The organism is Neorhizobium alkalisoli (genome assembly GCF_002968635.1).
In the GTDB taxonomy this organism is placed as follows: Bacteria; Pseudomonadota; Alphaproteobacteria; order Rhizobiales; family Rhizobiaceae; genus Neorhizobium; species Neorhizobium alkalisoli.
Genome location: NZ_PVBN01000010.1, coordinates 110,358 through 133,183 on the forward strand (window position 1 = coordinate 110,358; position 22,826 = coordinate 133,183).

General features: G+C 58.0%; 25 protein-coding genes. 15 read left to right on the forward strand and 10 right to left on the reverse strand.

Features of this window, described 5'->3' with window-relative positions; translation table 11 throughout:
* Positions 1 to 94: 94 nt before the first annotated feature.
* From C5L13_RS20590 to C5L13_RS20620, 7 genes are all read right to left on the reverse strand, one after another.
* Positions 95 to 1,120: an aminotransferase-like domain-containing protein gene (locus C5L13_RS20590; RefSeq protein WP_455363818.1), complete on the reverse strand. Its 1,026-nt coding sequence runs from the start codon at positions 1,118 to 1,120 to the stop codon at positions 95 to 97.
* 398 nt (positions 1,121 to 1,518) lie between these two features.
* Complete coding sequence (purU, locus tag C5L13_RS20595) at positions 1,519 to 2,403, reverse strand: formyltetrahydrofolate deformylase (protein WP_105385138.1); 885 nt, start codon at positions 2,401 to 2,403, stop codon at positions 1,519 to 1,521.
* Between the two features lie 37 nt (positions 2,404 to 2,440).
* Positions 2,441 to 2,956: an aminomethyltransferase family protein gene (locus tag C5L13_RS20600; RefSeq protein ID WP_158693490.1), complete on the reverse strand. Its 516-nt coding sequence runs from the start codon at positions 2,954 to 2,956 to the stop codon at positions 2,441 to 2,443.
* Positions 2,957 to 2,966: 10 nt separating this feature from the next.
* Positions 2,967 to 5,930 (reverse strand): sarcosine oxidase subunit alpha family protein, encoded by a 2,964-nt coding sequence (locus tag C5L13_RS20605; RefSeq protein ID WP_105385140.1) that lies wholly within the window; start codon positions 5,928 to 5,930, stop codon positions 2,967 to 2,969.
* Positions 5,927 to 6,214 (reverse strand): sarcosine oxidase subunit delta, encoded by a 288-nt coding sequence (locus C5L13_RS20610; protein WP_205836860.1) that lies wholly within the window; start codon positions 6,212 to 6,214, stop codon positions 5,927 to 5,929. The genes C5L13_RS20605 and C5L13_RS20610 overlap by 4 nt, the downstream gene beginning before the upstream one ends.
* A 7-nt stretch (positions 6,215 to 6,221) precedes the next feature.
* Complete coding sequence (locus C5L13_RS20615; protein WP_105385141.1) at positions 6,222 to 7,478, reverse strand: sarcosine oxidase subunit beta family protein; 1,257 nt, start codon at positions 7,476 to 7,478, stop codon at positions 6,222 to 6,224.
* Positions 7,475 to 8,875: an aspartate ammonia-lyase gene (locus C5L13_RS20620; protein ID WP_105385142.1), complete on the reverse strand. Its 1,401-nt coding sequence runs from the start codon at positions 8,873 to 8,875 to the stop codon at positions 7,475 to 7,477. The genes C5L13_RS20615 and C5L13_RS20620 overlap by 4 nt, the downstream gene beginning before the upstream one ends.
* Positions 8,876 to 9,012: 137 nt before the next feature.
* Here C5L13_RS20620 and C5L13_RS20625 point away from each other — a divergent pair, with 137 nt between their 5' ends.
* Positions 9,013 to 10,041: an asparaginase gene (locus tag C5L13_RS20625; protein ID WP_245571419.1), complete on the forward strand. Its 1,029-nt coding sequence runs from the start codon at positions 9,013 to 9,015 to the stop codon at positions 10,039 to 10,041.
* On the opposite strand, the gene C5L13_RS20630 is transcribed toward C5L13_RS20625, so the two are convergent.
* Positions 10,029 to 11,030 (reverse strand): LysR family transcriptional regulator, encoded by a 1,002-nt coding sequence (locus C5L13_RS20630; RefSeq protein WP_105385144.1) that lies wholly within the window; start codon positions 11,028 to 11,030, stop codon positions 10,029 to 10,031. The two genes, C5L13_RS20625 and C5L13_RS20630, sit on opposite strands and share 13 nt — an antisense overlap.
* 187 nt (positions 11,031 to 11,217) lie before the next feature.
* Between C5L13_RS20630 and C5L13_RS20635 the strand changes: the two genes are divergently transcribed.
* The 7 genes from C5L13_RS20635 to C5L13_RS29490 all read left to right on the forward strand — a co-directional run bounded on the left by C5L13_RS20635 (position 11,218) and on the right by C5L13_RS29490 (position 16,218).
* Positions 11,218 to 12,054 (forward strand): transporter substrate-binding domain-containing protein, encoded by an 837-nt coding sequence (locus tag C5L13_RS20635; RefSeq protein ID WP_105385145.1) that lies wholly within the window; start codon positions 11,218 to 11,220, stop codon positions 12,052 to 12,054.
* Positions 12,055 to 12,113: 59 nt separating this feature from the next.
* Positions 12,114 to 12,872, forward strand: coding sequence for an amino acid ABC transporter permease (locus tag C5L13_RS20640; RefSeq protein ID WP_105385146.1), 759 nt, complete (start codon positions 12,114 to 12,116; stop codon positions 12,870 to 12,872).
* Positions 12,869 to 13,555 (forward strand): amino acid ABC transporter permease, encoded by a 687-nt coding sequence (locus tag C5L13_RS20645; protein ID WP_105385147.1) that lies wholly within the window; start codon positions 12,869 to 12,871, stop codon positions 13,553 to 13,555. The genes C5L13_RS20640 and C5L13_RS20645 overlap by 4 nt, the downstream gene beginning before the upstream one ends.
* A gap of 9 nt (positions 13,556 to 13,564) precedes the next feature.
* Positions 13,565 to 14,314 carry an amino acid ABC transporter ATP-binding protein gene (locus C5L13_RS20650; protein WP_105385148.1) on the forward strand — a complete coding sequence of 250 codons (750 nt, stop codon included), beginning with the start codon at positions 13,565 to 13,567 and terminating at the stop codon, positions 14,312 to 14,314.
* A 1-nt stretch (position 14,315) separates the two neighbouring features.
* On the forward strand, positions 14,316 to 15,251 hold the full coding sequence (folD, locus tag C5L13_RS20655) for a bifunctional methylenetetrahydrofolate dehydrogenase/methenyltetrahydrofolate cyclohydrolase FolD (protein WP_105385149.1): 936 nt from the start codon (positions 14,316 to 14,318) through the stop codon (positions 15,249 to 15,251).
* A 173-nt stretch (positions 15,252 to 15,424) separates the two neighbouring features.
* Positions 15,425 to 16,069 carry a hypothetical protein gene (locus C5L13_RS20660; protein ID WP_158693491.1) on the forward strand — a complete coding sequence of 215 codons (645 nt, stop codon included), beginning with the start codon at positions 15,425 to 15,427 and terminating at the stop codon, positions 16,067 to 16,069.
* Between the two features lie 14 nt (positions 16,070 to 16,083).
* Positions 16,084 to 16,218: a hypothetical protein gene (locus tag C5L13_RS29490; RefSeq protein WP_280952639.1), complete on the forward strand. Its 135-nt coding sequence runs from the start codon at positions 16,084 to 16,086 to the stop codon at positions 16,216 to 16,218.
* Between the two features lie 164 nt (positions 16,219 to 16,382).
* Here the strand turns inward: C5L13_RS29490 and C5L13_RS20665 are convergent, their stop codons facing one another.
* Entirely contained in the window at positions 16,383 to 16,829 is a 447-nt protein-coding gene (locus C5L13_RS20665) for a creatininase family protein (protein ID WP_105385151.1), read from the reverse strand.
* Positions 16,830 to 17,230: 401 nt separating this feature from the next.
* Positions 17,231 to 18,157, reverse strand: coding sequence for a LysR family transcriptional regulator (locus C5L13_RS20675; RefSeq protein WP_158693492.1), 927 nt, complete (start codon positions 18,155 to 18,157; stop codon positions 17,231 to 17,233).
* A 331-nt stretch (positions 18,158 to 18,488) separates the two neighbouring features.
* Here C5L13_RS20675 and C5L13_RS20680 point away from each other — a divergent pair, with 331 nt between their 5' ends.
* The 7 genes from C5L13_RS20680 to C5L13_RS20715 all read left to right on the forward strand — a co-directional run bounded on the left by C5L13_RS20680 (position 18,489) and on the right by C5L13_RS20715 (position 22,611).
* Complete coding sequence (locus tag C5L13_RS20680; protein ID WP_105385154.1) at positions 18,489 to 18,791, forward strand: DoxX family protein; 303 nt, start codon at positions 18,489 to 18,491, stop codon at positions 18,789 to 18,791.
* Between the two features lie 151 nt (positions 18,792 to 18,942).
* A complete protein-coding gene (locus C5L13_RS20690; protein WP_105385155.1) occupies positions 18,943 to 19,278 on the forward strand; it encodes a gene transfer agent family protein in 336 nt (111 codons plus the stop codon).
* Positions 19,232 to 19,390 (forward strand): hypothetical protein, encoded by a 159-nt coding sequence (locus C5L13_RS29340; RefSeq protein WP_245571397.1) that lies wholly within the window; start codon positions 19,232 to 19,234, stop codon positions 19,388 to 19,390. The genes C5L13_RS20690 and C5L13_RS29340 overlap by 47 nt, the downstream gene beginning before the upstream one ends.
* The gene (gstA, locus tag C5L13_RS20700) at positions 19,374 to 19,979 is read left to right on the forward strand and encodes a glutathione transferase GstA (RefSeq protein WP_105385156.1); all 606 of its coding nucleotides are present in this window, start codon (positions 19,374 to 19,376) and stop codon (positions 19,977 to 19,979) included. Before C5L13_RS29340 ends, gstA begins: the two co-directional genes overlap by 17 nt.
* A 177-nt stretch (positions 19,980 to 20,156) precedes the next feature.
* The gene (locus C5L13_RS20705; protein ID WP_105385157.1) at positions 20,157 to 20,825 is read left to right on the forward strand and encodes a GTP cyclohydrolase II; all 669 of its coding nucleotides are present in this window, start codon (positions 20,157 to 20,159) and stop codon (positions 20,823 to 20,825) included.
* A gap of 126 nt (positions 20,826 to 20,951) precedes the next feature.
* Positions 20,952 to 22,001 (forward strand): AraC family transcriptional regulator, encoded by a 1,050-nt coding sequence (locus C5L13_RS20710; RefSeq protein ID WP_245571399.1) that lies wholly within the window; start codon positions 20,952 to 20,954, stop codon positions 21,999 to 22,001.
* 178 nt (positions 22,002 to 22,179) lie between these two features.
* Positions 22,180 to 22,611, forward strand: a complete 432-nt coding sequence (locus C5L13_RS20715; RefSeq protein WP_105385159.1) for a helix-turn-helix domain-containing protein — start codon at positions 22,180 to 22,182, stop codon at positions 22,609 to 22,611.
* Positions 22,612 to 22,826: the final 215 nt, after the last annotated feature.

Consider the following 22,826-nt stretch of genomic DNA (forward strand, 5'->3'; position numbering starts at 1 on the left):
AGCATTAGCGCGAGGCCGCCGGCTGGCATTGGAATTTCAAACTCCTCTAGAAAACGATAGCCAGGGGCGCTTTGCTCACTTCAGCTTTGCTTCTTCACACAGCAAGATCAGCCCACACCTGCTCCACAGCGCCGGCCAGAAGATGGACTCCTCTCTCGATCCGCCTTATTTCCAACGCCGAATAACCGAGCACCAAGCCGACCCGATCCGGGCGCCCGGCCGGCAAGGCGGGATCATAGAGCCTCGATATGGAATGAACGCCAACACCCTGGAGGCGCGCGCTTTCCAGAACCATGGGCTCGAAGGCCAGCGGCAGATCCTTGAACCACACGACGATATGCAGCCCCGCGTCCGCACCCTCGATCACGATGCTGCCAAGACGCAGCCGCAGGGCGTTCATCAGCGTCTCGCGCCTTTCGCCGTTAATCCTGCGCACTCGGCGCACGTGCCTTTCATAGGCCCCGCTTTCATTCAGCGATGCCAGCGCCTCCTGTGCGCTCAGCGGCGAATGACGGTCGGTCAACTGCTTCGCGGTGGCAAACGCATCCTGCAAGTCGACAGGCACGACTAGATAGCCGATCTGAAGAGCTGGTGAGAGCGTCTTCGAAATCGTGCCCAGATAGATGACGCTGCTGCCGTCCCCCAGCCCGTGCAGTGGGGGCACTGGGTTGATGTCGTACCGAAATTCGCTGTCGTAGTCATCCTCGATCACATAGGCGTTGCAGCCTCGTGACCATGCGAGCAATCGGTGACGGTGCGCGACCGGCATCACACCGCCAAGCGGAAACTGATGCGATGGAGTGACATAAGCCAGTTTCGCCTGGATGCCGTCGAGCAGTTTCGTGTTCAACCCATCCTGATCGACGGCGACGGGAACGGCCGAAGCGCCGGTCCCCTCGAAGACCTGCCGCGCCATCGCGTAGCATGGATCTTCAATCACAAAGCGATCCGTCGGGTCGAGGATCAACCGAGCACACAGGTCGAGGCCCTGTTGTGAACCGTTGACGACGATAATCTGGTCCAGGTCGCACTGCAGCGTGCGGGCCCGCCAGAGATAGCCCTGCAACCCGCGAGGATCATCGTAGCATAGCCTTTCGCGCTGCTGCGCAATGGAAGGCATTCATGGCACGCTTCCAAGTCGCTGCCGGGAAGTCTGACAGCGTCAGATCACCACAACGAAAATCCACAATGAATTTGCCTGGACATAGTCCGTCCATGGCGGGATGGCGCGCATGCGCTCTCCAAAGGCAGAGAGAGCAGAAGCGTCACCGATATTGAGAACTGCCTGCAGCGTGCGCTGATCTCGCTGGAGGCAAAATCGATAGAGGAGGCGCTTCAGAAAGCGAACCTCGCTGATTCCGATTGATCGGACAACTTGGCACCGGTGCCTTGCCGCTGAAAACGGAAGCGACCTTTGCGAGGAAGAACTGGCACGAAAGCTCTGCGTGAATCTTCGTCTCCAGCGGAAGCAAGCCAATCCCGCGCCAGCATAGTGCCTCACGCGGATCCTGTTCGTCATCACCCCATACGCTCGGATGCGAAGCTGCCGGGACTTGCGGGAAAAACAACTGTCTTGCTTCCGTTCAAGAAGACCCGCTGATGTATGTGGGCGTGGATGGCTCGGGCAAGAACCTGCGCTTCGACATCGCGGCCTAAGCTGACATAGTCGTCGGGCGACTGTGCATGCGTGATGCGCACAGTGTCCTGCTCGATGATCGGACCTTCGTCCAAATCGGCCGTGACATAGTGAGCCGTCGCTCCAATCAGCTTCACGCCACGCTCGAATGCCTGCTTGTAGGGATTGGCTCCTTTAAACGACGGTAGAAAGGAGTGATGGATGTTGATGACGCGCCCGGCCATCTTCTTGCAGACCTGATCCGATAGAATCTGCATGTAGCGTGCGAGGACTATCAATTCAGCTCCGGTTTCCTCCACCAGCGTCATCAGGCGTGCCTCTGCCTCAGGCTTGTTCTGTCTCGTTACGTTGATGTGGTGGAACGGGATGTCGTGGTTCACGACCAGTTTCTGGTAGGTCAAATGGTTTGAAATCACGCCTACGATATCGATCGGCAGAGCTCCTATTCGCCAGCGATACAGAAGATCGTTCAGGCAGTGCCCGAAATTCGAGACCATAAGCAGCACTCTGGTCCGATGAGCGGCGTCATGAAACGCGAACTCCATGTCGAATGCCTCCGAGACGGCCGCGAAGCTCTCTCGTAAAGTTTTCAGGTCTGTGCCCGCCTCGGAGCGAAAGGTGATGCGCATGAAAAACTTCTCGGTCTGAGGATCGTCGAACTGCGCTGAATCGGTGATGTTGCAGCCATGTTCGGCAAGGAAGCCTGCGACAGCGGCAACGATGCCACGGCGAGATTTGCATTGGACTGTGAGAGCAAAATTGTCCACGTAAGCACTCCCTAAGATGATGGTCGATGTCGCGGCTTCAGGCAGCCCTGGCGAGATGGTCGGTCAGCAAGCCAATCAACGATGTTGTCCACGTCGTTGGAATCAGGATGGTGAACTGATCGCGCCCAGGGCGGTCAACCAGCACACCAACATGGTGAAGTGCCGTTTGCGCGAATGTTCCGACCGGGAAGGCGGCTTCAGAGAAATCCAAGGCGATGACACGGCTCAGCAATCCGGCTGCGCCTGCTCCTTCAAGGGTCAGACATACACGCGCCTCGGACAGGTCGAGGACAGCGAGATCGTCTGAGCTTTCGAGGCTGAGTTTCACGTCTGAACGGATCAGAACCCGGTCGGGTGCGATCCGCCAAGCCGTCACCATTCCACGACGTACCGTTACACGGAAGTTTTCTGATAGGGACAGTGATTGGGCGCGAAGTGCGGCGTCGGCTACCTCGCTGAAGCGAGCCCAGCCCGCAAGTTGGGTCAGGAAACCCAAGTTGGTTTCATTGATGACGACGGCCGCACCGTCGCTCGTCACGCCGTGTGCCGGCAAATGATGTTTCCTAGCCATTCTGACGATGCCCTTCAGGATCAAAGAAGTGATGCGAGACGACCTTCGCCTGCAAGGTCTGGCTGCCCAAGAAATCAACCACCTGGATGGTTTCGCCGATGCGCGCCGGTCCACGTGCGAGGAGTGCGAGTGCAATGTTCTTCTTCAGCGCCGGTGAATAGGTGGTGGAAGAAACCCAGCCCTCGCCATGACCCTTGGTGGGGCCGTTCAACGAGAAGAGCAGTGAGCCTGCCTTCGCTCCGGTATTGCCGATGATTTCCAGGCCAACGAGGGACGGACGTTTCGGGTCTTCCAGAACGGGCCGCTTGCGCAATACCGAACCGACGAAGGGCTTCTTGCTCGAGGCAAAGGCTTCGAGGCCCAAATCCTTCATGGTCGTTCGACCTTCGATTTCTGCACCTGCGACATGGCCTTTTTCGATGCGCAGCGCACCCATCGCCTCCGTGCCGTAGGGCTTGAGATTGAAGGGGGCGCCCGCTGCCACGAGGGCTTCCCACACTTTCCGGCCCGATTTTGCCGGGATGTAGAGTTCATAAGCCAGTTCGCCCGAGTAACTCATGCGATGCAGGCGGCAGGGAACATCCGCCACCAAAACATATGCAAGATGATTGTTGGGCAGCGTCTCCTTGCTCAGATCCGCCTTCGTCACGGCCGTCAGCAGATCGCGTGATTTCGGTCCGGCGATCGCGATCGCGGCCCACTGGTCGGTGACCGTCGTGACATGCACTTTGAGGTCTCGCCATGCGGTCTGCAGCAAATGCTCGGCCATGGCCAGCACCTTGGCGGCGTTCGCCGTGGTGGTGGACATGAAGTAGTCGTTCTGGCCGAGCCTCGCGGTCGCGCCGTCATCCATGATGAAGCCGTCTTCTCGCAGCATGACACCGTAACGCAGGCGGCCGATCTCAAGGGTCTTGAACCCGTTCGCATACATTCGGTTGAGAAATTCCGCGGTATCCGGTCCCTGTGCAGCGATCTTACCAAGGGTCGAGACGTCGACGATGCCGACATGTTCGCGCACATGCGCCGCTTCGCGAATATAAGCCCCCCGGATATTTTCGCCCTTTGCCGGATAGTACCATGGCCGGAGCCAAGCGCCGGCCTCGATCATTTCCGCGGCGTTTTCCTTGTGCCAGTCGTGAATGGTCGACAGGCGGGTCGGGCGGAAATACAGGCCATGATCGTGGCCGACGATGGCCCCGATCGCCACCGGCGTATAGGGCGGACGGAAGGTGGTCGTGCCAACGGAAGGAATTTCCATGCCTCGCAGCGTAGCCATTCGGGCGAGAGCGTTCAGGTTCGATGTCTTGCCCTGATCGGCTGCCATCCCGGACGTGGTGTAGCGCTTCAGATGCTCGACGGATACGTAGCCTTCGAGGTATGCTTGGTCGACATCCGCAAGCTTCACGTCATGTTGGAAGTCGACAAACGCCTTGCCCGGAGTGCTGCCGTCCGCCTTGGTGATGACGGTCACCGGCATCAGGTCCCGGCCCCAGAAGTCGTCCGGACCGGAGAGACTGGGTTCTCGCCCGATGCTGCCGCCGGCGGCATGCCCTTGCGAGAGCGCCTCCTGGAGCGAGGCCGCTCCGGCCAGCGAACCCACACAAAGGAAGGCGCCTTTTTCTGCCGGAGGCAGGAACGCATCGAGACTCGCATGATATTGAGGTTTGCCGAAGCGCTGGCTCCAGAGATGAAGGGCCGGCGCCCAACCGCCTGAGACAGCGACTAGGTCGCAAATGACTCGCGTTCCCTTCGCCGTCGCCCTGCCGTTGCTGTCGACTGGAACGATATAGGTGCCTCGTACGCTCTTGCCGCCCTCGGCCTTGAGCACGGCTTGTCCGAGCCTTAGATCGATCGCCGCCTTTTTGACGCTGTCAGCCAGTCCAGCCGGAATGTTGCGACGTAGATCGCAGATGACGACCTTCGCGCCGGCTTTTGCAAGTTCCAAGGCTGGGGTATAGGCGCTGTCATTGTTCGTCGCCACGACAACGTTCTTGCCTGCGAGAACCGCATAGCGATTGAGATACTTCCGCACCGCGGAGGCCAGCATGACCCCCGGCACGTCATTGCCGGCGAAAACCATTGGGCGCTCAATTGCGCCGGTCGCGAGAATGGCGCGCTTCGTGCGGACCAGCCAGTAGCGCTGGCGCGGCTTTCCGGCTTCCGGCGCCCTGACGTGATCCTGGAAGCGCTCGACGAGGCCGAAGACCTCGGTGTCATAGGCACCGAAGGCCGTTGTGCGGCTGAGGATGCGGACGTTGGGAAGATCGCGGAGCTCCGCCTCTGCGTGGGAGAGCCAGGTGTCCGATGGGGCTCCCGCCTGTTCATTGAGGAGAGAGCCTCCGAGGACGTGATCCTGCTCGACGAGAATGACGTTCTCGCCCTTGCGGCCCGCGGCCAACGCGGCGGCAAGACCGGCCGGACCTGTTCCGGCGATCAGGACATCGCAGAACGCATTGATCTTTTCGTAGTGATCGGGGTCGTCGAGTGTCGTCGCGCGGCCCATGCCCGCAGCCCTGCGAATGAGCCGCTCCCAGAACATCCAGAAACCGGTCCCCTTGAGCGGGCCGATGAACGTCTTGTAGTAGAAACCAGCGCCAAAGAACCGCGACATCAAGCCGTTCACCGCACCCACGTCGAACTGGAGGCTTGGCCAGGCATTTTGGGAGGTCGATTTCAAGCCATCGAAAGCCTCTACCATCGTCGCTTGAGCATTTGGTTCGTGACGGTTGCCGTCACGAAGATGCACGAGTGCATGCGGCTCCTCTACGCCGGCCGCCATCAATCCGCGCGGGCGATGGTACTTGAAGCTGCGGGCGAGAAGAGTCTGGCCGCCGGCCAGCAGCGCCGAGGCGAGTGTATCGCCGGGATGAGCGACAAAGGATCGGCCGTCGAACTGAACTCTGATGGTGCGGCTGCGGTCGATGCGTCCACCGCTGGGAAGTCTGCGCGCCGTCATGCCGCCACCTCATCGGCAAGATCTGCCACCTCGCGGGCCAGGTAGCTTCCGGAAATCTCGTGTGTGAGCGTGTCGCGCTTCACGATCAGCCATTGCCGGCAGCCGGTCACGTGATGCCAGTATTCCTTATGGGGACCGCGAGGGTTGTCGCGGATGAAGACGTAGTCCACCCATGCTTTGGGGTCGGATTCGGTCATATCAGGACGACGCATAGTTGCGTCCCCGCCATAGGTAAATTCGGTTTCGTCCCGAAGTCCGCAGACGGGGCAATGAATTCTCAACATGGTGACCTCAATGGGCGTTGGGTTGAGGGCCTGCGCCCTTTTCGTCAATCTGACAGCCGCGTTCGAAACGCTCGAGTGTAAATTCCGCGTTGTCGGGATGGGGCTCGTCCTTGGCGATTGTCCAGGCGAAGCAGTAACCGGACGCGGGTGTCGCCTTGAAGCCGCCGTAACACCAGCCACCGTTCAGCCAGAGCCCTTCGACCGGCATTTTACCGATGATGGGCGAGCCATCCATCGACATGTCCATGACGCCAGCCCAATGGCGGAGCAGACGAAGCCTTGACAGGGAGGGCATCAGAGCCTTGGCGCTGTGAAGGGTGTGTTCCACAATGGGCAGACCGCCGCGCTGGGCATAGGAATTGAAACCATCGAGGTCACCACCGAGCACCAATCCACCCTTGTCCGACTGGCTGATGTAAAAGTGGGCAGCGCCGAAAGAGATAACGCTGTCGACCATCGGCTTCAGGGGTTCGGTTACGAAGGCCTGAAGAACATGCGTCTCGACGGGCAGACGAAGTCCCGCCTTGCCCGCAAGATGACCGGTATGGCCGGCGACGGCCAACGCCACCTTCTTCGCGCGAATCGGGCCGCGGGTGGTCTCGACACCGACGATCCGGTCCTTATCCCAGATGTAGCCCACCACCTCGCATTGTTGGATGAGGTCAACGCCATGCTTGTCTGCGCCACGGGCATAGCCCCATGCGACGGCGTCGTGCCGCGCCGTGCCCGCGCGTCCTTGGTAGATCGCGCCGTGGATCGGAAAACGGGCGTTCTCCGAGTAATCGAGATAGGGAATGCGACGCATGACCTCGGCGCGATCAAACAGTTCTGCATCGATGCCGTTTGCACGCATGATGTTGCCGCGCCGGCGCGCCGCGTCCATCTGGGCGGGGGAGTGGCATAAGTTATACTGCCCACGCTGGGAGATCATGACGTTGTAGTTCAGGTCTTGGCTTAGGTTCTCCCAGAGCTGCATGGACCGTTCGTAGAACATCGTATTGCCCGGCATCATGTAGTTCGACCGCACGATCGTGGTGTTACGCCCAGTGTTGCCACCACCAAGCCAGCCCTTTTCGAGCACGGCGACATTGCGGATGCCGTGTTCCTTGGCAAGATAGTAGGCGGTCGCTAGACCGTGGCCGCCTCCGCCGACAATGACGACGTCGTAGCTTGGTTTCGGTGCGGGATCGCGCCAGGCGCGCGACCAGTGCCTGTTGCCGGTGAGGCCATGGCGCAGAATGGAAAGGGCAGAATAATGGTTCATGCGATCTCCTCGCGATAATCGGTACTTTCGCGAACAAGCTGGAGGACCTCATCGTGGGTCAGAAGGCCGCGTTCTATGGCTAGTTCAATAAATGGGCGCCGTTCGGCAACCGAGCCCTGCACAAGCTTGGAGACCTCGGCATAGCCGAGCTTCGGTACGAAGACGGTGGCAAGCGCCGAGGATTGCATCAAATTCTTGAGCGACTGCTCACGGTCGGCCTCGATGCCGGCGATGCACTTATCGGCGAAAATGCGTGTTGATTTCGAAAGGAGCTCGATCGAGTCGAACAGTCGGGAGGCGATGATCGGTTCAAAGTGATTGATTTCGAGCTGCCCCTGCAGCGAGGCCAGGGATACCCCAGCGTCGTTGCCGATGACGGCAAACGCCACCTGTTGCATCATCATCGGCAAGACCGGATTGACCTTGCCCGGCATAATGGAGGAACCGGGTTGGACGGAGGGAAGCCGCAACTCGCCGACACCGCTGTTCGGACCAGATGCAAGAATGATGAGATCGGATGCGATCTTGCCGATGACCTCGGCGCAAATACGGATCTCCGACGAGACGCGGGCAAACGCGTCGGCATTCTGCATGGCATCGAACATATTCTCGCCGGGGCGGACGTCGGCGCCGACGATTTCTTTCAGATGCCGATAAACGGCGCTTCGGTAACCCGGAGCGGAGCCGAGACCGGTTCCGATGGCCGTTCCGCCTAGGGGCAGGACGAGCATCTCATCACGAGCGGTAGTCAGTTTCTCGACAAGCCGACAAATGGCCGCAGCATAACCGCCGAACGCCTGACCGAGGCGCATGGGCTGCGCTGCCTGCATGCAAGTCCTGCCGATCCGCAACACATCTTCGAACGCCACGGAGCGATCTTCGAGAGCTTCCGCTAGATGCGCCAGGGCATCGAGGAGGGACTGCGACTTGTCGTAGACGGCCAACTTGACGGCTGCGGGCAGGACGTCGTTGGTCGACTGGCCGGTGTTGACGTGATCGTTGGGGTGGATGCGGCTATATGTACCCGGCTGCTCGTTGATGATCTGGAGCGCGCGGTTGGCAATGACTTCATTGACGTTCATGTTGATCGAGGTTCCACCGGAACCTTCCAGCAAGTCGACGATGAACTGATCGGCATGACGGCCGTTTTCGACCTCGACCGATGCGGCGATAATGGCGTTCGCGATATCGGCGGGGAGGACGCCGATATCGCGATTGGCTGCTGCTGCTGCATGTTTGATGCGCGCAAGCGCCTTGAGAAGTTCCGGTGCGTCGCCGAGCTTATGGAATGAGATGTCGAAGTTTTCCTGGCCGCGAAGCGTGGCGACGCCATATAGCGCTCCTGCCGGCAACTCCCGGGAGCCGAGGCTGTCTGTATCTGTTCTAGTCTTTGGCATGGGGTTCCCCAAGTCCGATCAAGTGATGCGTGAGCATGACAAAGTCGACCTGGATTTTGAACCAAATAAGCGCCACTTAAATCAATTCACTTAACAACATTATTTCCACTTATATTGATCCCGAGTTCTTGCGTCACGTGGCGTCAGATCGCTATCGATGGCCGACACAGTGGGAGAAGAGCATGCTTCCTAAAATTGCTTTCGTCGGAACAGGCGGGACGATCGCCTCTATCGGGACAGACCCGTTTGATCTGCTCGACTACAATGCGACCGGTGAGCGCATCGATGCTGAAACGCTGATCGAGCGGACGGGGCTCCAAGGGGCCATCGCAAACATAGTGCCCGTCAATTTTCGTCAGATCGACAGCACCGCTATCACGTTCAACGACTGGGCCGATCTCGCGGGTCTGTGCAGCGAACTTGCCTGCGACCCGGAGATCAACGGAATTGTCATCGGGCACGGGACGGCCAGTCTTGAAGAAACAGCTTGGCTACTGTCGCTGGTGCTGGATCTCAAAATCCCTATCGTCGTCACAGGATCGATGCGGCCCTTGACCGGCATTTCCTCGGATGCTCCGGCCAACTTGGCCGCGGCGATCCGCGTGGCCGCGGCCTATGCCGACAACCCGGATGTTCTCGTCGCCATAAACGACGAAATCCACTCGCCGCGCACGGTGACGAAGTCCCACACGCTTCGTCTGAATGCATTTCAGTCCCCGGGGTTTGGTCCGCTTGGTTTTGTTGACGGGCCGGTTGTCAATATCACCCGCGCCGAATGCAACCGCGAGCGAGGGAAATTCTCACAGGACCTCCTGCACCTCCTTCCGCGCGTCGATATCGCTCTCAGTTATGTTGGCGCAGATGGCGCAGCCATTCGTTCGTTCATCGGTGCCGGTGCAAAGGGGATCGTTTCGGCAGGATTCGGTCCGGGCATCGGCACGCCCGATGAGGTGCGCGCCTTAAGCGACGCCGTATCGGCCGGGCTCGTGGTGGTACAGTCGACACGAACCGGCGCGGGACAGGTGGTCGACAGTGCGCACCACCGATCAATCGGGATTATCGCCGGCAATGATCTCAATCCTCAGAAGGCCAGAATTCTGCTCGCACTGTGTCTCGCGAGAGGCGACTCTCCTCGCGAGATCGAGAAGATCTTTCAGTCTATCTGATCGCTGTCTTGCGAGGGCTGCCGCCAGATCATATCTTTGGCAATGCCCGTAAGCCACGGAATTTGGCTGGCGATCTGCGGCAGAGTATGGTTCTCGAGCATTTCTCGCGCAGCTTCCGCGATCCTTGGTCCGAGCGTGTCGAACTCGCCTCGACGGGTGACAAGGGTCAACTCTCTGGAGAATCCGGGACTAGGCAGAGGCAGTACTGAAAGCGCGGGTAGATGGATCGCCCCCTGCATCAGACAGAGCGGCGTCGTGATCGCAACACCGACCCCCCCTGCCACCATCGCAAGAAGTGAGTCCGACGTGTCGAAGGACAGAACCTGCGGATGCTCGATCCGCAATCGCCTCAAGTGTCTCTCGACCTGGTTTCCCATGTGCGAGCGCGCGCTGTAGCGAATGAGCCGGTGTTCGAACAGCACATCCCTGAGTGGGCGGTTCCGCAGCGTGTCGCCCCAGGCGACCGGCGCCACCAACAGGAAGGGCTCTCGATACAGCGGAAAGCGCATCAAGTCATCCAATTCCTCCATCGGATCGGACGTGATGGCTGCGTCGATCTCGTGACGCATCAGGGCATCTGTGTGAGCATGCGCCAATCCGGAAAACGCAGTTACCCTCAGCGCGATGGAGCCTTCCATCAGGTCACGTATCAACACCGGCCCGACCGCGGAAGCAAAGGTATCGACCATGCCCAAGCGCAGGTCCTGCCGCTCTGGCCGTAAGGCGGTTGCCCGTACCTCCTCAATGGCCCGCTCCGCACGTATGGCAATCTCTCTAATATGGGCAACGAGTACCCGCCCCGCTTCTGTCGGAACGAGGGGGCGACGGTCCCTATGCACCAATGTAACTTCAACCTGAGTTTCGGCGCGCTTCATCGCCTGTGACACGGCTGATTGGGTCATGCCAAGCTGTGCGGCGGCAGCACTCATGCTGCCTTCCTCTATGACTGTCGCGGCAATCTCGAGCGCATGAAGATCGGGGAGCGGCATGGCGTAATTTCAACTCGACCTAATGTTAATTAGTAATTCTGCTACTACTATCGAATTCCAATTGAAGCAATGGCCGTTATTCAGGACAGTATGAACGCACAGGCAATCCTCTCCGAATAACCACAAGAGGAAACAACCGGAGACTATCGACGGCCTGAATTAACCCAGCAAACGTAGGGGAACGGATATGATGAGTTTGAAAGCACTTGCACTCGCTGTCGGCGTTGCATTCGTCGGCACGGCAGCCGTCGCGCAATCGATAGAATGCGGCGACGACACCCTTTGCAAGGTCAAAGCCGCCGGTGTGCTGAAGATCGGCACGAAGGACGACTATGTTCCATGGTCTTACCGCGCCTCCGATGGCAGCTTCAAGGGCATGGAGGTCGATATCGGCAAGAAGATTGCCGAGGTCCTCGGTGTAAAGGCCGAGTTCGTGAAAGTCACGTCCGCCAACCGTTTCGAATTCTTGGCGCAAGGCCAGATCGACCTGATGATCGCGTCTGCATCCGATACTGCCGAGCGGCGAAAGATCGTCGCTTTCGTTCATCCGAACTACTACTCGTCCGGCTATACTGTTCTTCTCCCGAAAACTGTCAAGGCCACGGAATGGAGTCAGATCTCCAGCCAGACGGTCTGCGCTGTTCAGGGTGCCTGGTATAACAAGCCGGCGCAGGAAGAGTTTGGCGTGAAGGTCCTCGCATTTGCGGGTACCGCGGAGACTGAATCCGCAATGACCCAGGGTCGCTGCATCGGTCTTCTCGAAGACGACAATCAGATCAATGTTCGCCTCTCGAACGCGAAATGGGCCGACTACCAGATGCCACTGCCCATTCAGGCCGACACGCCTTGGGGAATGGCCGTCCGCCAGGCCGACCAGTTCGCGCCTTTCGGCTACTTTGTCGCCGGCATGATCGCCGAAATGCATCGCGACGGCACGCTGCTCAAGCTGGAAGCTGACAACGGCATCAAGAATTCCGCCTTCCTCACCAAGATGCATGACGCGCTGAAAGATCACCTCGACTGATCCTTGCACGTTAATTGGTCCGGCGCACACATGCGCCGGACACAGAGAGGATCGGGGTAATGATTACTGACATCCAGACATTTTTCCGCGAGCTGGCAGCCTCGGGAGTAAATCTGACGATTTTCTACGACGCGTTCGATTTTGATCGCTTCGTTACAGGTCTCGGCAACACACTGCTGCTTATCCTCGCCAGTTCATTTTTCTCGATCGTCATCGGGGCGGCCGGGGCGGCCGTCCTCACGTTGAGCAAAGGCCCGGCCGCAGCGGTCGTTCGTGGATACGTCGCCGTATTTCGCAATACGCCGCTGCTCGTGCAGATGTATTTCTTCTACTTCGCGGTGGGAAGCATCATGCCGGTGGGACAGAACGAAATCGGACTGCCGCAGCCCTTGATCGGGAGCTTCGCGTGGGCGGTCATATCGTTGTCACTCTACTCCGGGGCCTTCAACGTCGAGACCTTCCGGGCGGGCGTCGGGGCCGTCCACTCCTCCTATGAGGAAGCAGCGCTGGCGCTCGGTTATAATCGCAGACAAGCCTTCTTTTCCGTAACCGTACCTCTCGCGCTGAGATTTTCCTTCGCATCATTGGCAAACAATCTCGTTGACCTGACAAAGGCAACGACAGTGGCCTACGCAGTCGGTGTCGCTGAGCTGCTCTACGTTTCCAATCAGATCTGGTCGGATTCACTCAACACGATCGAAATGATGAACGTGATGCTCCTGATCTACCTGGTTCTGACGGGTGCCGTCGTCTTTATCATCAACAGGGTCGAAGCCGCGATGCGCTTGCCAGGATTTGGCCTGGGAGACGGACAATGAATCCAACAAATCTGCTTTCACAAATTCTGGAATGGATGCCTTTCGTCCTTCAGGGTTTTGCTCTGAACATCTTGATGAGCCTTCTGGCCATTGCGATCGGCACGATGTTCGGGACCTTTCTTGGTCTGGGGCAGCTATCCCCAGGCTGGATCATCGGCGCGCCTTCAAAGCTTGCGACGCAGCTGTTTCGCAACGCGCCTTGGCTGGTGCTCCTGTTCTATTGCATCTTCCTGATGCCGTATCAGATCAATGTCGGCGGAATTTCGATCCAGCTTCCGAGCTGGCTGCGAGCCACGATCGGCTTTTCTTTTCCGGTCGCTGCAAATTTCTCGGAGATCGTCCGAGGCGCCGTCAAGTCGGTTCCACGCGGTCAATGGGAAGCGGCAGAGGCTCTTGGTTATAGCCGTCGTTCGACGCTGTTTCGGATAATCTTGCCTCAGTGCATTACGCGGATGATACCCCCGTGGATGAACCTTTACGCTTTGCTCCTCACTGCGACACCACTCTCCATGATCGTGGGCGTTGAAGAAGCGCTCGGCAGAACGCAAGCCGCGGTTCAAGCGCAAAGCGACTCGCGGGTGCTCATCCCCATGTATCTCGCGCTGCTGGCAATGTTCTTCCTCTATACCTGGCCGATCAATCGGCTGTCGCTGTTGCTCGAACGCCGATTCCGCACGAAATGAGGTGCTGACATGACCCTTTCTTCAAACTCTCAGCCATTGATCTCGCTCCGTGGCGTCCGCAAGTCCTTTGGTAGCTTCGAGGTTCTGCGTGGCATCGACATGGACGTTCGCAAAGGCGAGGTCGTCGCCATCATTGGCCCCTCAGGATCGGGGAAATCGACGATCCTGAGAACGATTAACGGTCTGACCCCGATCAATGAAGGAACGATCAATGTTGGCGAGATCAAGGTCAGCGATCCGAAGCTGGACCAAGTCAAACTCCGCCACCGGGTGGGAATGGTGTTTCAGCAGTACAATCTGTTCCCCCACAAGACTGTTCTCGAAAACGTGGCAATGGCGCCGATCCAGGTCCTGAAGCAGCCCCGACGGCAGGTGGAAGACCGTGCCCGCAAACTCCTTGCGGAAATGCGTCTTCCCGATAAGGCGGACGCTTACCCTGGGGAACTCTCCGGTGGCCAGCAGCAGCGTGTCGCAATTGCGCGTGCGCTTTGCATGGAACCGGAGGTCATCCTGTTCGATGAGGTCACCGCAGCCCTCGACCCTGAAATGGTGAAAGAAGTGCTATCCGCGGTCAGGAAGGTCGCCGAGGACGGCATGACCTGCATTCTCGTCACCCACGAAATGGGGTTCGCCCGGGAAGCCGCAGATCATATCTATTTCACGGACAGGGGCGTGATCGTAGAGCACGCGCCTCCGGCTGAATTCTTCACCCGTGCGAGCGACCCGCGCACCAGAGAATTTCTCTCAAAGGTGCTGTGAAATGGCGACTGTCATCGACGGCAAGGCATTCGCGCTGCGTTTGCGCGACTACATACGTCTCCAAGTCGCAAGCCTCAAAAGCCAGCGTGGAATCGCACCCGGCCTCGCCACAGTGCTCGTCGGTACCGATCCGGCGTCGGAGGTATATGTCCGCAACAAGGCGAGGCAAACCACAGAGGCCGGCATGGAATCGTTCCAGCACAAGTTAAACGCCGATACATCCGAGGCAGCATTGCTGGAACTGATTGCCAAGCTAAATGCTGATTCCAAAGTCCACGGCATTCTCGTCCAATTGCCACTTCCGCGGCATATCGGCACCGAGCGCGTGATCAACGCCATCGATCCGACCAAGGACGTCGATGGTTTCCACGTCTCGAATGTCGGATTGCTTGGCAGTGGCCAGAAAGCGATGCTCCCGTGTACCCCACTCGGCTGCATCATGATGTTGCGTGAGCAACTGGGCTCTCTCAGGGGAAAGCATGCTGTCGTCGTGGGCCGGTCGAACATCGTTGGCAAACCGATGGCGCAACTGCTACTGGCGGACGACTGCACGGTTACGATAGCACATCGGTACACGGAAAACCTTCCCGACCTTTGCCGGCAAGCCGATTTATTGGTTGTGGCGGTCGGTAAGGCGGAGATGATTCAGGGCGACTGGATCAAACGCGGCGCTACGGTCATCGACGTCGGTATCAACCGCATCGAGAGGGCAGGCGAGATCCGCCTCGTTGGCGATGTCGATTTCCAATCGACTGCCGCTGTTGCCGACGCAATCACTCCGGTGCCAGGCGGAGTTGGCCCGATGACAATCGCGTGTCTGCTGTTCAACACCTTGACGGCGTTCTGCCGAATCCACGGGTTGCCCGAACCTCAGGATGCCGGTTTCGCGTTGGCCGAGGGGATCGGCGTCCTTCGCGAATTCCGACACGCAAGCTAAAATGACGTTTCCCAAGCGCACTCAAGCTGAAGCGCGCCAACTTGCCGGGCGCGTGCCGGGCATTTTTCGGGACTGACCCGTTAAATGAGGTCCGCGACAACGACACTTGACCACGCGTCTGCTCTTATTTTTACTCTAAGTAAAAATCAAACGTCTCTGGGGAGGGGATGCGGTTGAAACCGAACCGTAGTCGACGCGAAACCCGTGCGGCCATCCTCAACTATATTTGGTGCAATGGTGGTACATATAGGCCGAATTTGGCCGTGGATCTCGCGCTAACTGACGCAAGCATCTCCCGGATCGTTGCCGAACTGAAGTCGGAAGACGTGATCGCCGAGTCGCGCCATACTGCGCCCTACCAAGGAGGGCCGAGTGCATTTTTTACACTAAGTAAAAATAAACATGTCGGCGCGATCGAGGTCTCCAACAATTCCATTCACGTCGGCGTGGCGGCGTTAACCGGTGTGCCGATATTCGTCGAGCGTCTCACCCTCGTTGATGGCGCGGATCCACGGGTGGTAGAAGACGCCATGTCAAAGGCTGTAGGCGCGCTGGCCAGCGGCTGCGCCAGATACGGCACGCAACTCGAACAGATTGCCGTTGCCCTCCCCGGATATGGCGCCGGACGCGTCACGAACCCGATAATACCGCTCAACATGGGAAATTTGCTCAAGAGCCTGGAGCACGTATTTCCAGACGTGGCGGTCGAGATTGCCAACTCGATTGCCGCACGGGCGATTGCCCACCGTACGCGAATGCGCGTCGGTCGGAAGCTTGAAGGGCAGGTCCATGACGATCTCCTACAAAAGACGATGTAAACCTGTGGCGTCGATTGCGTGAGCTGTTTGCGCGGCGCGGGCGCCGCTATGCCGCCACCAGCCTGTTCGTCGAACATTTGGTGCCAGAATTGCTGGCGACGATGCAGGAATTGCAGGCCCATTGGCATATTCTGGTGCCGGAAGAATGAGGCCAGTCCATTCCTATTTCGAACAGAGATCGGAGAGAAGGCAGCTCCTCAGGTCTTCCAACAACTCCATGAAGCCCTTGGTGCCGGGTGAACAGCGCACCCATTTCAGCCGTACCGAGCGACGTGTCGCCAACGACGCCGTTGGGGTTGAGATCACGAGCGATCTAGGCGAGGTAATGCGGCGGCAGCGGCTGCAGATAACGGGTGTTGTCTTTCATCCATTCGGCCCTGAAGGGGAAATTCTCGGCTTTGTCCATGCGCACCAGATCCAGACGAAAATGCAGCATCATCGAGGCTTCCATGCCGCCGTGAATGCCGAAATTCTGCTCATGTTCGCCGATCAAGCCTTGGGGCTGCCGAAGCGTGACCACTGTGTGGCGACGACCGCCATCGAAAAGCGAACGCGCAATTCGCGCGACGATGTTCATGACATCGAGATTGCCGCCATGTGAATTGACGATCACCATCTTGCGCAAGCCAGTGGGAATGAGGATTTCCGCAGCGAGCGACAGGGTGCCGGGGCCGTAGATATGGAATGCGTGCGGAGTTCGCGTTGCGAAGCCCGCAGGCCGGGACGATCTGATCGCCGCGATGTTCTTTGACGGCCTCATTCAAAGCGTTCAAGACGCTTCCTTGGTCGCCGTATAGCGTCCTAACATCCAGGTGGCCGGCCTCGAAGCTCCTCAAAACCGCGCCGCCGGCCGGTATGGCCAATCTTCCACGACACGCACATAGGGCGAGCTTGGCAAGGGGGCGAGAGGCACGCGCTTAATCTTTGCCTCAGTGGCAAATGCTATGCCGACTCTCAAGCATATGTGGGTTCGAGCCGGCATTGTTTTCGCTCCTTGATATCGTGACAGCACAAGAAACGTTCCGGCAGAAGATACGCTGGAGGACTGTTTTGCCACAGACTGCTCGAACCATCGCGTTTCGCCGTTCGGCAGGGTGATGCTAAGGCACCGGCCATACCCGGTGGAGGGCTCCCGGAGAGCGGGGTACTTGATTCGAACGGCTACTGTGAGGCAATAAACTGCTCGACCAACCATTGACCAGCCGGACCCAACGCCTTTTCCTTCCTATAGGCAATGACCAAAGGGAAGCTCGGTATCCGGTCGGCCCCCTCCCAACTGTCCGGTCTCAGCTCGACCAAACGTCCCCTTGCGAGATCTTTCTCTACCCGTGACCGTGGCATTGAACCCCAGCCGACGCCAGCGAGGATAAGGTCGTATTTGGTTTGGAGGTCGTTGACCCGCCATCTGTTGACTGCAAGCACACCATAGTCCCGCCCACTGTCCAGGTGAGGGGCAGGGCTAATGACCAACTGGGTATGGTCTCGCAACAGTGCTGCGCTTAACCTTCCCTCCATTTGGCCAAACGGATGCGTTGGCGCGGCGACGGGGACCAGGTCGATCCGCCCGCAGACGCGGCGCTCGAACTCCTCCGGCTGACGCTCGGCAAGCAGGCCCAGATCGGCGACTCCGTCTCGCAAAGCCTTGGCTGCAGCATCGAAGGTGTCGGTCAAAATGCGGATTTCTACGAAAGGGAAAGTCGCATTGAATGCGCGAAGAACACGGCTCAACAAAGCCGGTGGCGCATAAGAGATAACGGCCAGGATGAGTTCGGCTTCCAGACCCATTGAGATGCCTTGCGCCTGGTGGCGCCAGTCTGCGACGTCTTCGAGGATGCGTCGCGCGCGCGGCAGCAAGGCTTTGCCGGCCTCCGTGAGAAGTGGGCGATAGGCCGAGCGATCAAAAAGCGTAAGCCTGCTCTGCTCCTCCAATTTCTGAATGGTGTAGGTGATCGCCGACTGCGCCCTGTTCAGATGCCGCGAGGCAGCGGCAAAGCCGCCCGCGTCGATAATCGTGACGAATACGCGGAATTGATCGAGAGTAAGCGCATCCATCGCAAATCCATGAGATTTGAATTCTTCACTGTTCAATATTTTTGCTCCACTGCCGCTGCGGTAAGACGGCTGCTCGTTCCGTCACTCCGGACCAGCTTTCGTCCCGCGAGACCGATCGACCCAATTCAGTCGCGCCTCAGCGTCGGATGGAATGATTGAAGGCGTTCTAAGCATATAACTCAATCAATTTCCTTGAACAAGAAGAGCTATATTTTATCACTTTTTTGTTCGGAGTTAGCAATTTAACCTCGTTTCCGAGGCTCACGTTGAGCAATTGGAATGAAGATACCCGTGTGGTCCGCGCATCAAGCCGGCTTTGATCACGGCATACAAAGACCAAGCGATTTAGTGTTCAGGAGACATACGAATGGCAGCCACCATGACAGCTTCATTTACCCCGCCCGCTGGCAAAATGCTGCGGATCAGCCTCTGGAGTGTTCAGACGCTGATGTGTGCCGCGTTCATTCTGTTCGGTTTACAGAAGCTCTTCATGCCCGTCGAGGCTCTGGCTGCTATGTGGCAGACTCAATGGCCAATCGAATATCCGAGCCTGTTGCGTTTTACCGGCCTCATCGATGTGGCGGGCGGGATCGGCGTCCTCTTGCCTACGCTTACTCGCATCCAGCCGCGTTTATGCGCGCAGACGCGGCAAGTCGCACGGCGAACATGACCGCCCTTGTGACAAACCGGATCATGACCCCGAACGAGGTTCGGGCCGTCCTGAATATGCCGCCACTCCCCGGTGGCGACGAGCTTATTAACCCCCACACGACTAGCACCGCAGCGCCGAAAATCGATCCCGGCCCGGAAAAGGAAGCCGCATGAGCGATCACCGCGCATTCTTTGGCGACGGGGAAAAGGTCTTCGCCTTCCCCTCCCGCGAACTCATTGAGGAACTGGAACGGAAAACCGGCCAAGGCGTCGGCGCGCTGTTCCGGCGCTTCCGGCAGTCCGATTACAGCTTTTCGGACGTGACCGAAATCATCCGGCTCGGCTTGATCGGCGGCGGCACTGCACCCGCCGAAGCTGACCGTCTCGTTTCCGTCTATGCCATCGGGCGACCGCTGGCCGAAGTCTTCGAAGTTGACTGTGCTTGCGGCGCTTGGCTGCGTGCTGCTGCAAATCTGCGCCATTATCTTCCATGCCACGCGTGGTGAGTTTGCCGCTCTTCCCCTCAACTTCATCCTTCTTCCTCTCGTGGCCTTCATCCTGTGGGGTCGCGGCAAGAGGGCACCTTCCTTGGAGTTCTACCATGAAGCTTTATTATAGCCCCGGCGTCTGCTCGCTTGCCTCCCACATTGTCCTACGTGAGGCCGGATTGCCCTTTACGCCCGTGCGCGTTGATCTGCAGACGCACACATTCGACGAGGGCGCCGACTACTACACTATCAACACGCGTGGCTATGTCCCGTTGCTCGAACTCGATGACGGCCAGCGTCTGACAGAAGGGCCAGCGATCATGCAGTACCTAGCCGATCGGGTGCCGGAGACGAAGCTTGCGCCTGCCTGGGGCACGATGGAGCGCTATCGACTTGTCGAATGGCTCGCCTTCATCAGCAGCGAGCTGCACAAGAACTTCGGCCCGCTATTCAGTCCCGCAATCCCTGAACAGGTCAAGGAGCTTCACCGCAAACGCGCACTCGATCGCTTCGGATGGATGGACCAGCAGCTCAGTGGCAAGGCCTACGTGATCGGCGATACATACACCGTGGCCGACGCCTACCTGTTGGTTGTTTCCAACTGGGGCAAGTACGTTGACGTCGACCTTTCGGGTTTTAGCAATCTGCAAGCAATTCTCGGCCGGGTTGCGGGCCGCCCATCGGTGCAGGAAGCGCTGAAAGCAGAAGGACTGGCATGAAGATTTTGTCAGAAGCCGCTCCTGCCAGTTGTTGCCATCGCCGCCCAGTCTGAAATCGCATTCGGAGGCCATTCAAGTCGAAACGTCGGCTTGAATGGAGCGCCTGGATGCTCGCAATTCTCCACGCCACCGTCAGAGACAACGCGCCCTGAAGCGGGCGACGAGGAGCCGTCAAACATGAACCAGCATCGTGCAAAAGTCGTGCATCACAAGAGCATCCCGCATATTCGCACCGCTGCCCAATTGCCTATCTTTATTGGCAATCGCGATGAAGCGCTCGGCACAATCTATAGCTTCGAAGGCCTTTCCGATGGCAAGGAGCATTTTGCGCTTAAGCTCGGCGTCCCCGATGAGCATGCGCCTCTGGTCCGGGTGCACTCCGAATGCGTGACAGGGGACGTTCTGGGCTCGGCGCGCTGTGACTGCGGTCCACAGCTTCAGGAGGCGCTGCTGCGTTTGTCAGAGGAAGGCGGCTATCTCCTCTATTTGAGACAAGAGGGACGTGGCATCGGCCTCTACCGCAAGCTGGAAGCATACCGGCTGCAGGAACTCGGACAGGACACCTATGCAGCCAATCGCGTTCTTGGCCATGGTGACGACGAGCGCGATTACACGGCGGCCGCTCAAATGTTGACCGCTCTCGAAATCACCCACATCACACTTCTCAGTAACAATCCGGACAAGCGCTCTCAGTTGGTGGCCGCCGGCATCGAAGTAGCTGCGGTTCGGCAGACGGGTGTTTTCGCAGGCCATCACAATCTTCGATATCTTGAAGCCAAGATTCGGCAAACCGGCCACACGATCGATCTGGCGCAGCGAATTGAGCAGGCAAATGCCCGCGACTGAGAGACTCGAGTTCATCAACGCGACTCTATGCACCCGTCTTGCTCTATCCGCGGCGAGGCGAGGGCGGCACACCGAGAACAGATCTTGTGGCGATTGCCATCCCGGCACACGAAAGGGGGCGGTGTAGTGTCGCAAGTGCGTTGGAACAACGTTGACCAACTTTCATTCGTTGGGACAAATGCCAACGAGCTCGCAGCAACCCTTTCTCGCCTGCATCCCGCAACAACAGTCTTTCCGGGGGGCAAGGAGCGGGTAGGTTATGAGATTCATATGTTCGGTATGGGAGAGCTCTCGTTCATCGCGAGCAGCTATGAAGACGATCTCACGATCCGTTTTCCGGGTCCAACCGATACGAACATGGTTCTCATTCCCGTGGCAGGAACTGCCGTTGTCACGGTCGACAATCGCGAAATGCTGTCCGCGGGAAACCACGGTATCATTGCCGATGGCATGTTAGAGAACCAAACGCGCATTATCGGACCTCGGAAACATCTCTGTATCAGAATACCCGATCGCGAACTGATCCGACGGCTCGCAGTTCGGTTGAACGCTCCAATAACAGGGCACTTTCATTTTGCGCCCGAAATTGATCTTTCGCGAGGCCCCGGCTTAAACCTGGTTCGGTTAGCTGCCATGATGCACATCGGTCTGGCGGACGGAACGCTATGTAAGTCGCCTATCGCGCTCGGCAATCTCTCAGACGCAATTCTCGAGCTGCTGCTTGAGGCCATTCCGCATAAATATTCCCATGAGTTGCACCGCATCGCCGAACCTCCTTTACCGCGGCACATCAAACGCGCGATTGACTATATGCAAGCCAATATCTTGCGACCGATCACGCTTCCTGAGATTGCGAATGCCTGCGGTGTGAGTGCCCGAACGTTGCAGGAAGGCTTTCGCAACTTTCGGATGACCACGCCCATAGCTTATTTGCAGCATTTGCGGCTGGAGGCTGCCCATAAAGACCTTTCATCACGTGAAAGCGGTTTATCGGTGAAAGCAGTCGCGCTGAAATGGAGTTTTGCCCACATTGGGCGATTTTCGGCGCTTTATCGAAAGCGTTTTGGGGAATTCCCTTCCCGTACACTTCGTGCGAGCGACTCATTAGACAGCTCGTACTTGGCCACGGGTGAAGCTCAACCGACAAATGCCCACCAGACGCATAACTGCCCATGACGCAGTCGAAGACTTTGACAATTGTACGAGCTGCGAGGACAAAGTCGTATAAGCGGTCATGCAAAGTTCCATAAATCCGATTATGCGATATGTTATATCATTACAACATGCATCCGTCCGTCAAGCACGTGCTCTGTCTCAGAGGCGCACCGTCGCGTCCCTCTACCGGAATTTGAAAATGCGTTCAGAAAATCGATCACAGCAATCCACAAAGCCCGACATCATAGATGTTGAGGTTGGAGAAAAGATCCGGTCAAGGCGTCGCGCCCTCGGGATAACGCAGAAGAAATTAGCTGATAGTGTCGGCGTCACATTCCAACAGATACAGAAATATGAGAAGGGCGCGAACCGGGTTGGTGCGAGCCGGCTCCTGCAAATTGCGAATGTCCTTACCGTCTCTGCCTCGTTCTTGTTTCCGAATGAAAGGAAGGCCAGTGCTGAAAAGAAGGAGCAGGCGGAATACCATCCTTATGCTGATCTGCTGGGCTTTCTAGAATCGAGCGAGGGGTCGGAGTTGAACGCGGCCTTTGCCCGGATAAGAAGTCCAGCGATTCGAGCGCGCACCGTTGCCCTTATCAAAACCATCGCGGAGGCTGGCCCCGACCGATAAAGCAGCATGTCAGCGGCCGACCGGTCCAAAGCGCCGTCCGCTAATCGCTCAACTTGGAACCCTATACACAACCAAAGGATGCTTACGAAACGCTGTTTGGAAGGATGTTCCTCGACCTTCGCCCCTAACGGCCAACCCTTTGCCGAAAAAAGAATTTTTGATTGTTCTCACGAATTTGTGACCACACTTTTGCGGACGTAGAAAAATATTTCTTC

What these genes read in the sequence shown, in the direction of transcription:
- C5L13_RS20690 (WP_105385155.1), top strand. Translation starts at nt 18,943, where the DNA reads ATGAGCGATCACCGCGCATTCTTTGGCGACGGGGAAAAGGTCTTCGCC.
- C5L13_RS20645 (WP_105385147.1), top strand. Translation starts at nt 12,869, where the DNA reads ATGAATCCAACAAATCTGCTTTCACAAATTCTGGAATGGATGCCTTTC.
- C5L13_RS20630 (WP_105385144.1), bottom strand. Translation starts at nt 11,030, where the DNA reads ATGCCGCTCCCCGATCTTCATGCGCTCGAGATTGCCGCGACAGTCATA.
- C5L13_RS20615 (WP_105385141.1), bottom strand. Translation starts at nt 7,478, where the DNA reads ATGAACCATTATTCTGCCCTTTCCATTCTGCGCCATGGCCTCACCGGC.
- C5L13_RS20610 (WP_205836860.1), bottom strand. Translation starts at nt 6,214, where the DNA reads ATGTTGAGAATTCATTGCCCCGTCTGCGGACTTCGGGACGAAACCGAA.
- C5L13_RS20650 (WP_105385148.1), top strand. Translation starts at nt 13,565, where the DNA reads ATGACCCTTTCTTCAAACTCTCAGCCATTGATCTCGCTCCGTGGCGTC.
- C5L13_RS20635 (WP_105385145.1), top strand. Translation starts at nt 11,218, where the DNA reads ATGATGAGTTTGAAAGCACTTGCACTCGCTGTCGGCGTTGCATTCGTC.
- C5L13_RS20590 (WP_455363818.1), bottom strand. Translation starts at nt 1,120, where the DNA reads ATGCCTTCCATTGCGCAGCAGCGCGAAAGGCTATGCTACGATGATCCT.
- gstA (WP_105385156.1), top strand. Translation starts at nt 19,374, where the DNA reads ATGAAGCTTTATTATAGCCCCGGCGTCTGCTCGCTTGCCTCCCACATT.
- C5L13_RS20715 (WP_105385159.1), top strand. Translation starts at nt 22,180, where the DNA reads ATGCGTTCAGAAAATCGATCACAGCAATCCACAAAGCCCGACATCATA.
- C5L13_RS20665 (WP_105385151.1), bottom strand. Translation starts at nt 16,829, where the DNA reads ATGAGGCCGTCAAAGAACATCGCGGCGATCAGATCGTCCCGGCCTGCG.
- C5L13_RS20620 (WP_105385142.1), bottom strand. Translation starts at nt 8,875, where the DNA reads ATGCCAAAGACTAGAACAGATACAGACAGCCTCGGCTCCCGGGAGTTG.
- folD (WP_105385149.1), top strand. Translation starts at nt 14,316, where the DNA reads ATGGCGACTGTCATCGACGGCAAGGCATTCGCGCTGCGTTTGCGCGAC.
- C5L13_RS20705 (WP_105385157.1), top strand. Translation starts at nt 20,157, where the DNA reads ATGAACCAGCATCGTGCAAAAGTCGTGCATCACAAGAGCATCCCGCAT.
- C5L13_RS20640 (WP_105385146.1), top strand. Translation starts at nt 12,114, where the DNA reads ATGATTACTGACATCCAGACATTTTTCCGCGAGCTGGCAGCCTCGGGA.
- C5L13_RS20680 (WP_105385154.1), top strand. Translation starts at nt 18,489, where the DNA reads ATGGCAGCCACCATGACAGCTTCATTTACCCCGCCCGCTGGCAAAATG.
- C5L13_RS20605 (WP_105385140.1), bottom strand. Translation starts at nt 5,930, where the DNA reads ATGACGGCGCGCAGACTTCCCAGCGGTGGACGCATCGACCGCAGCCGC.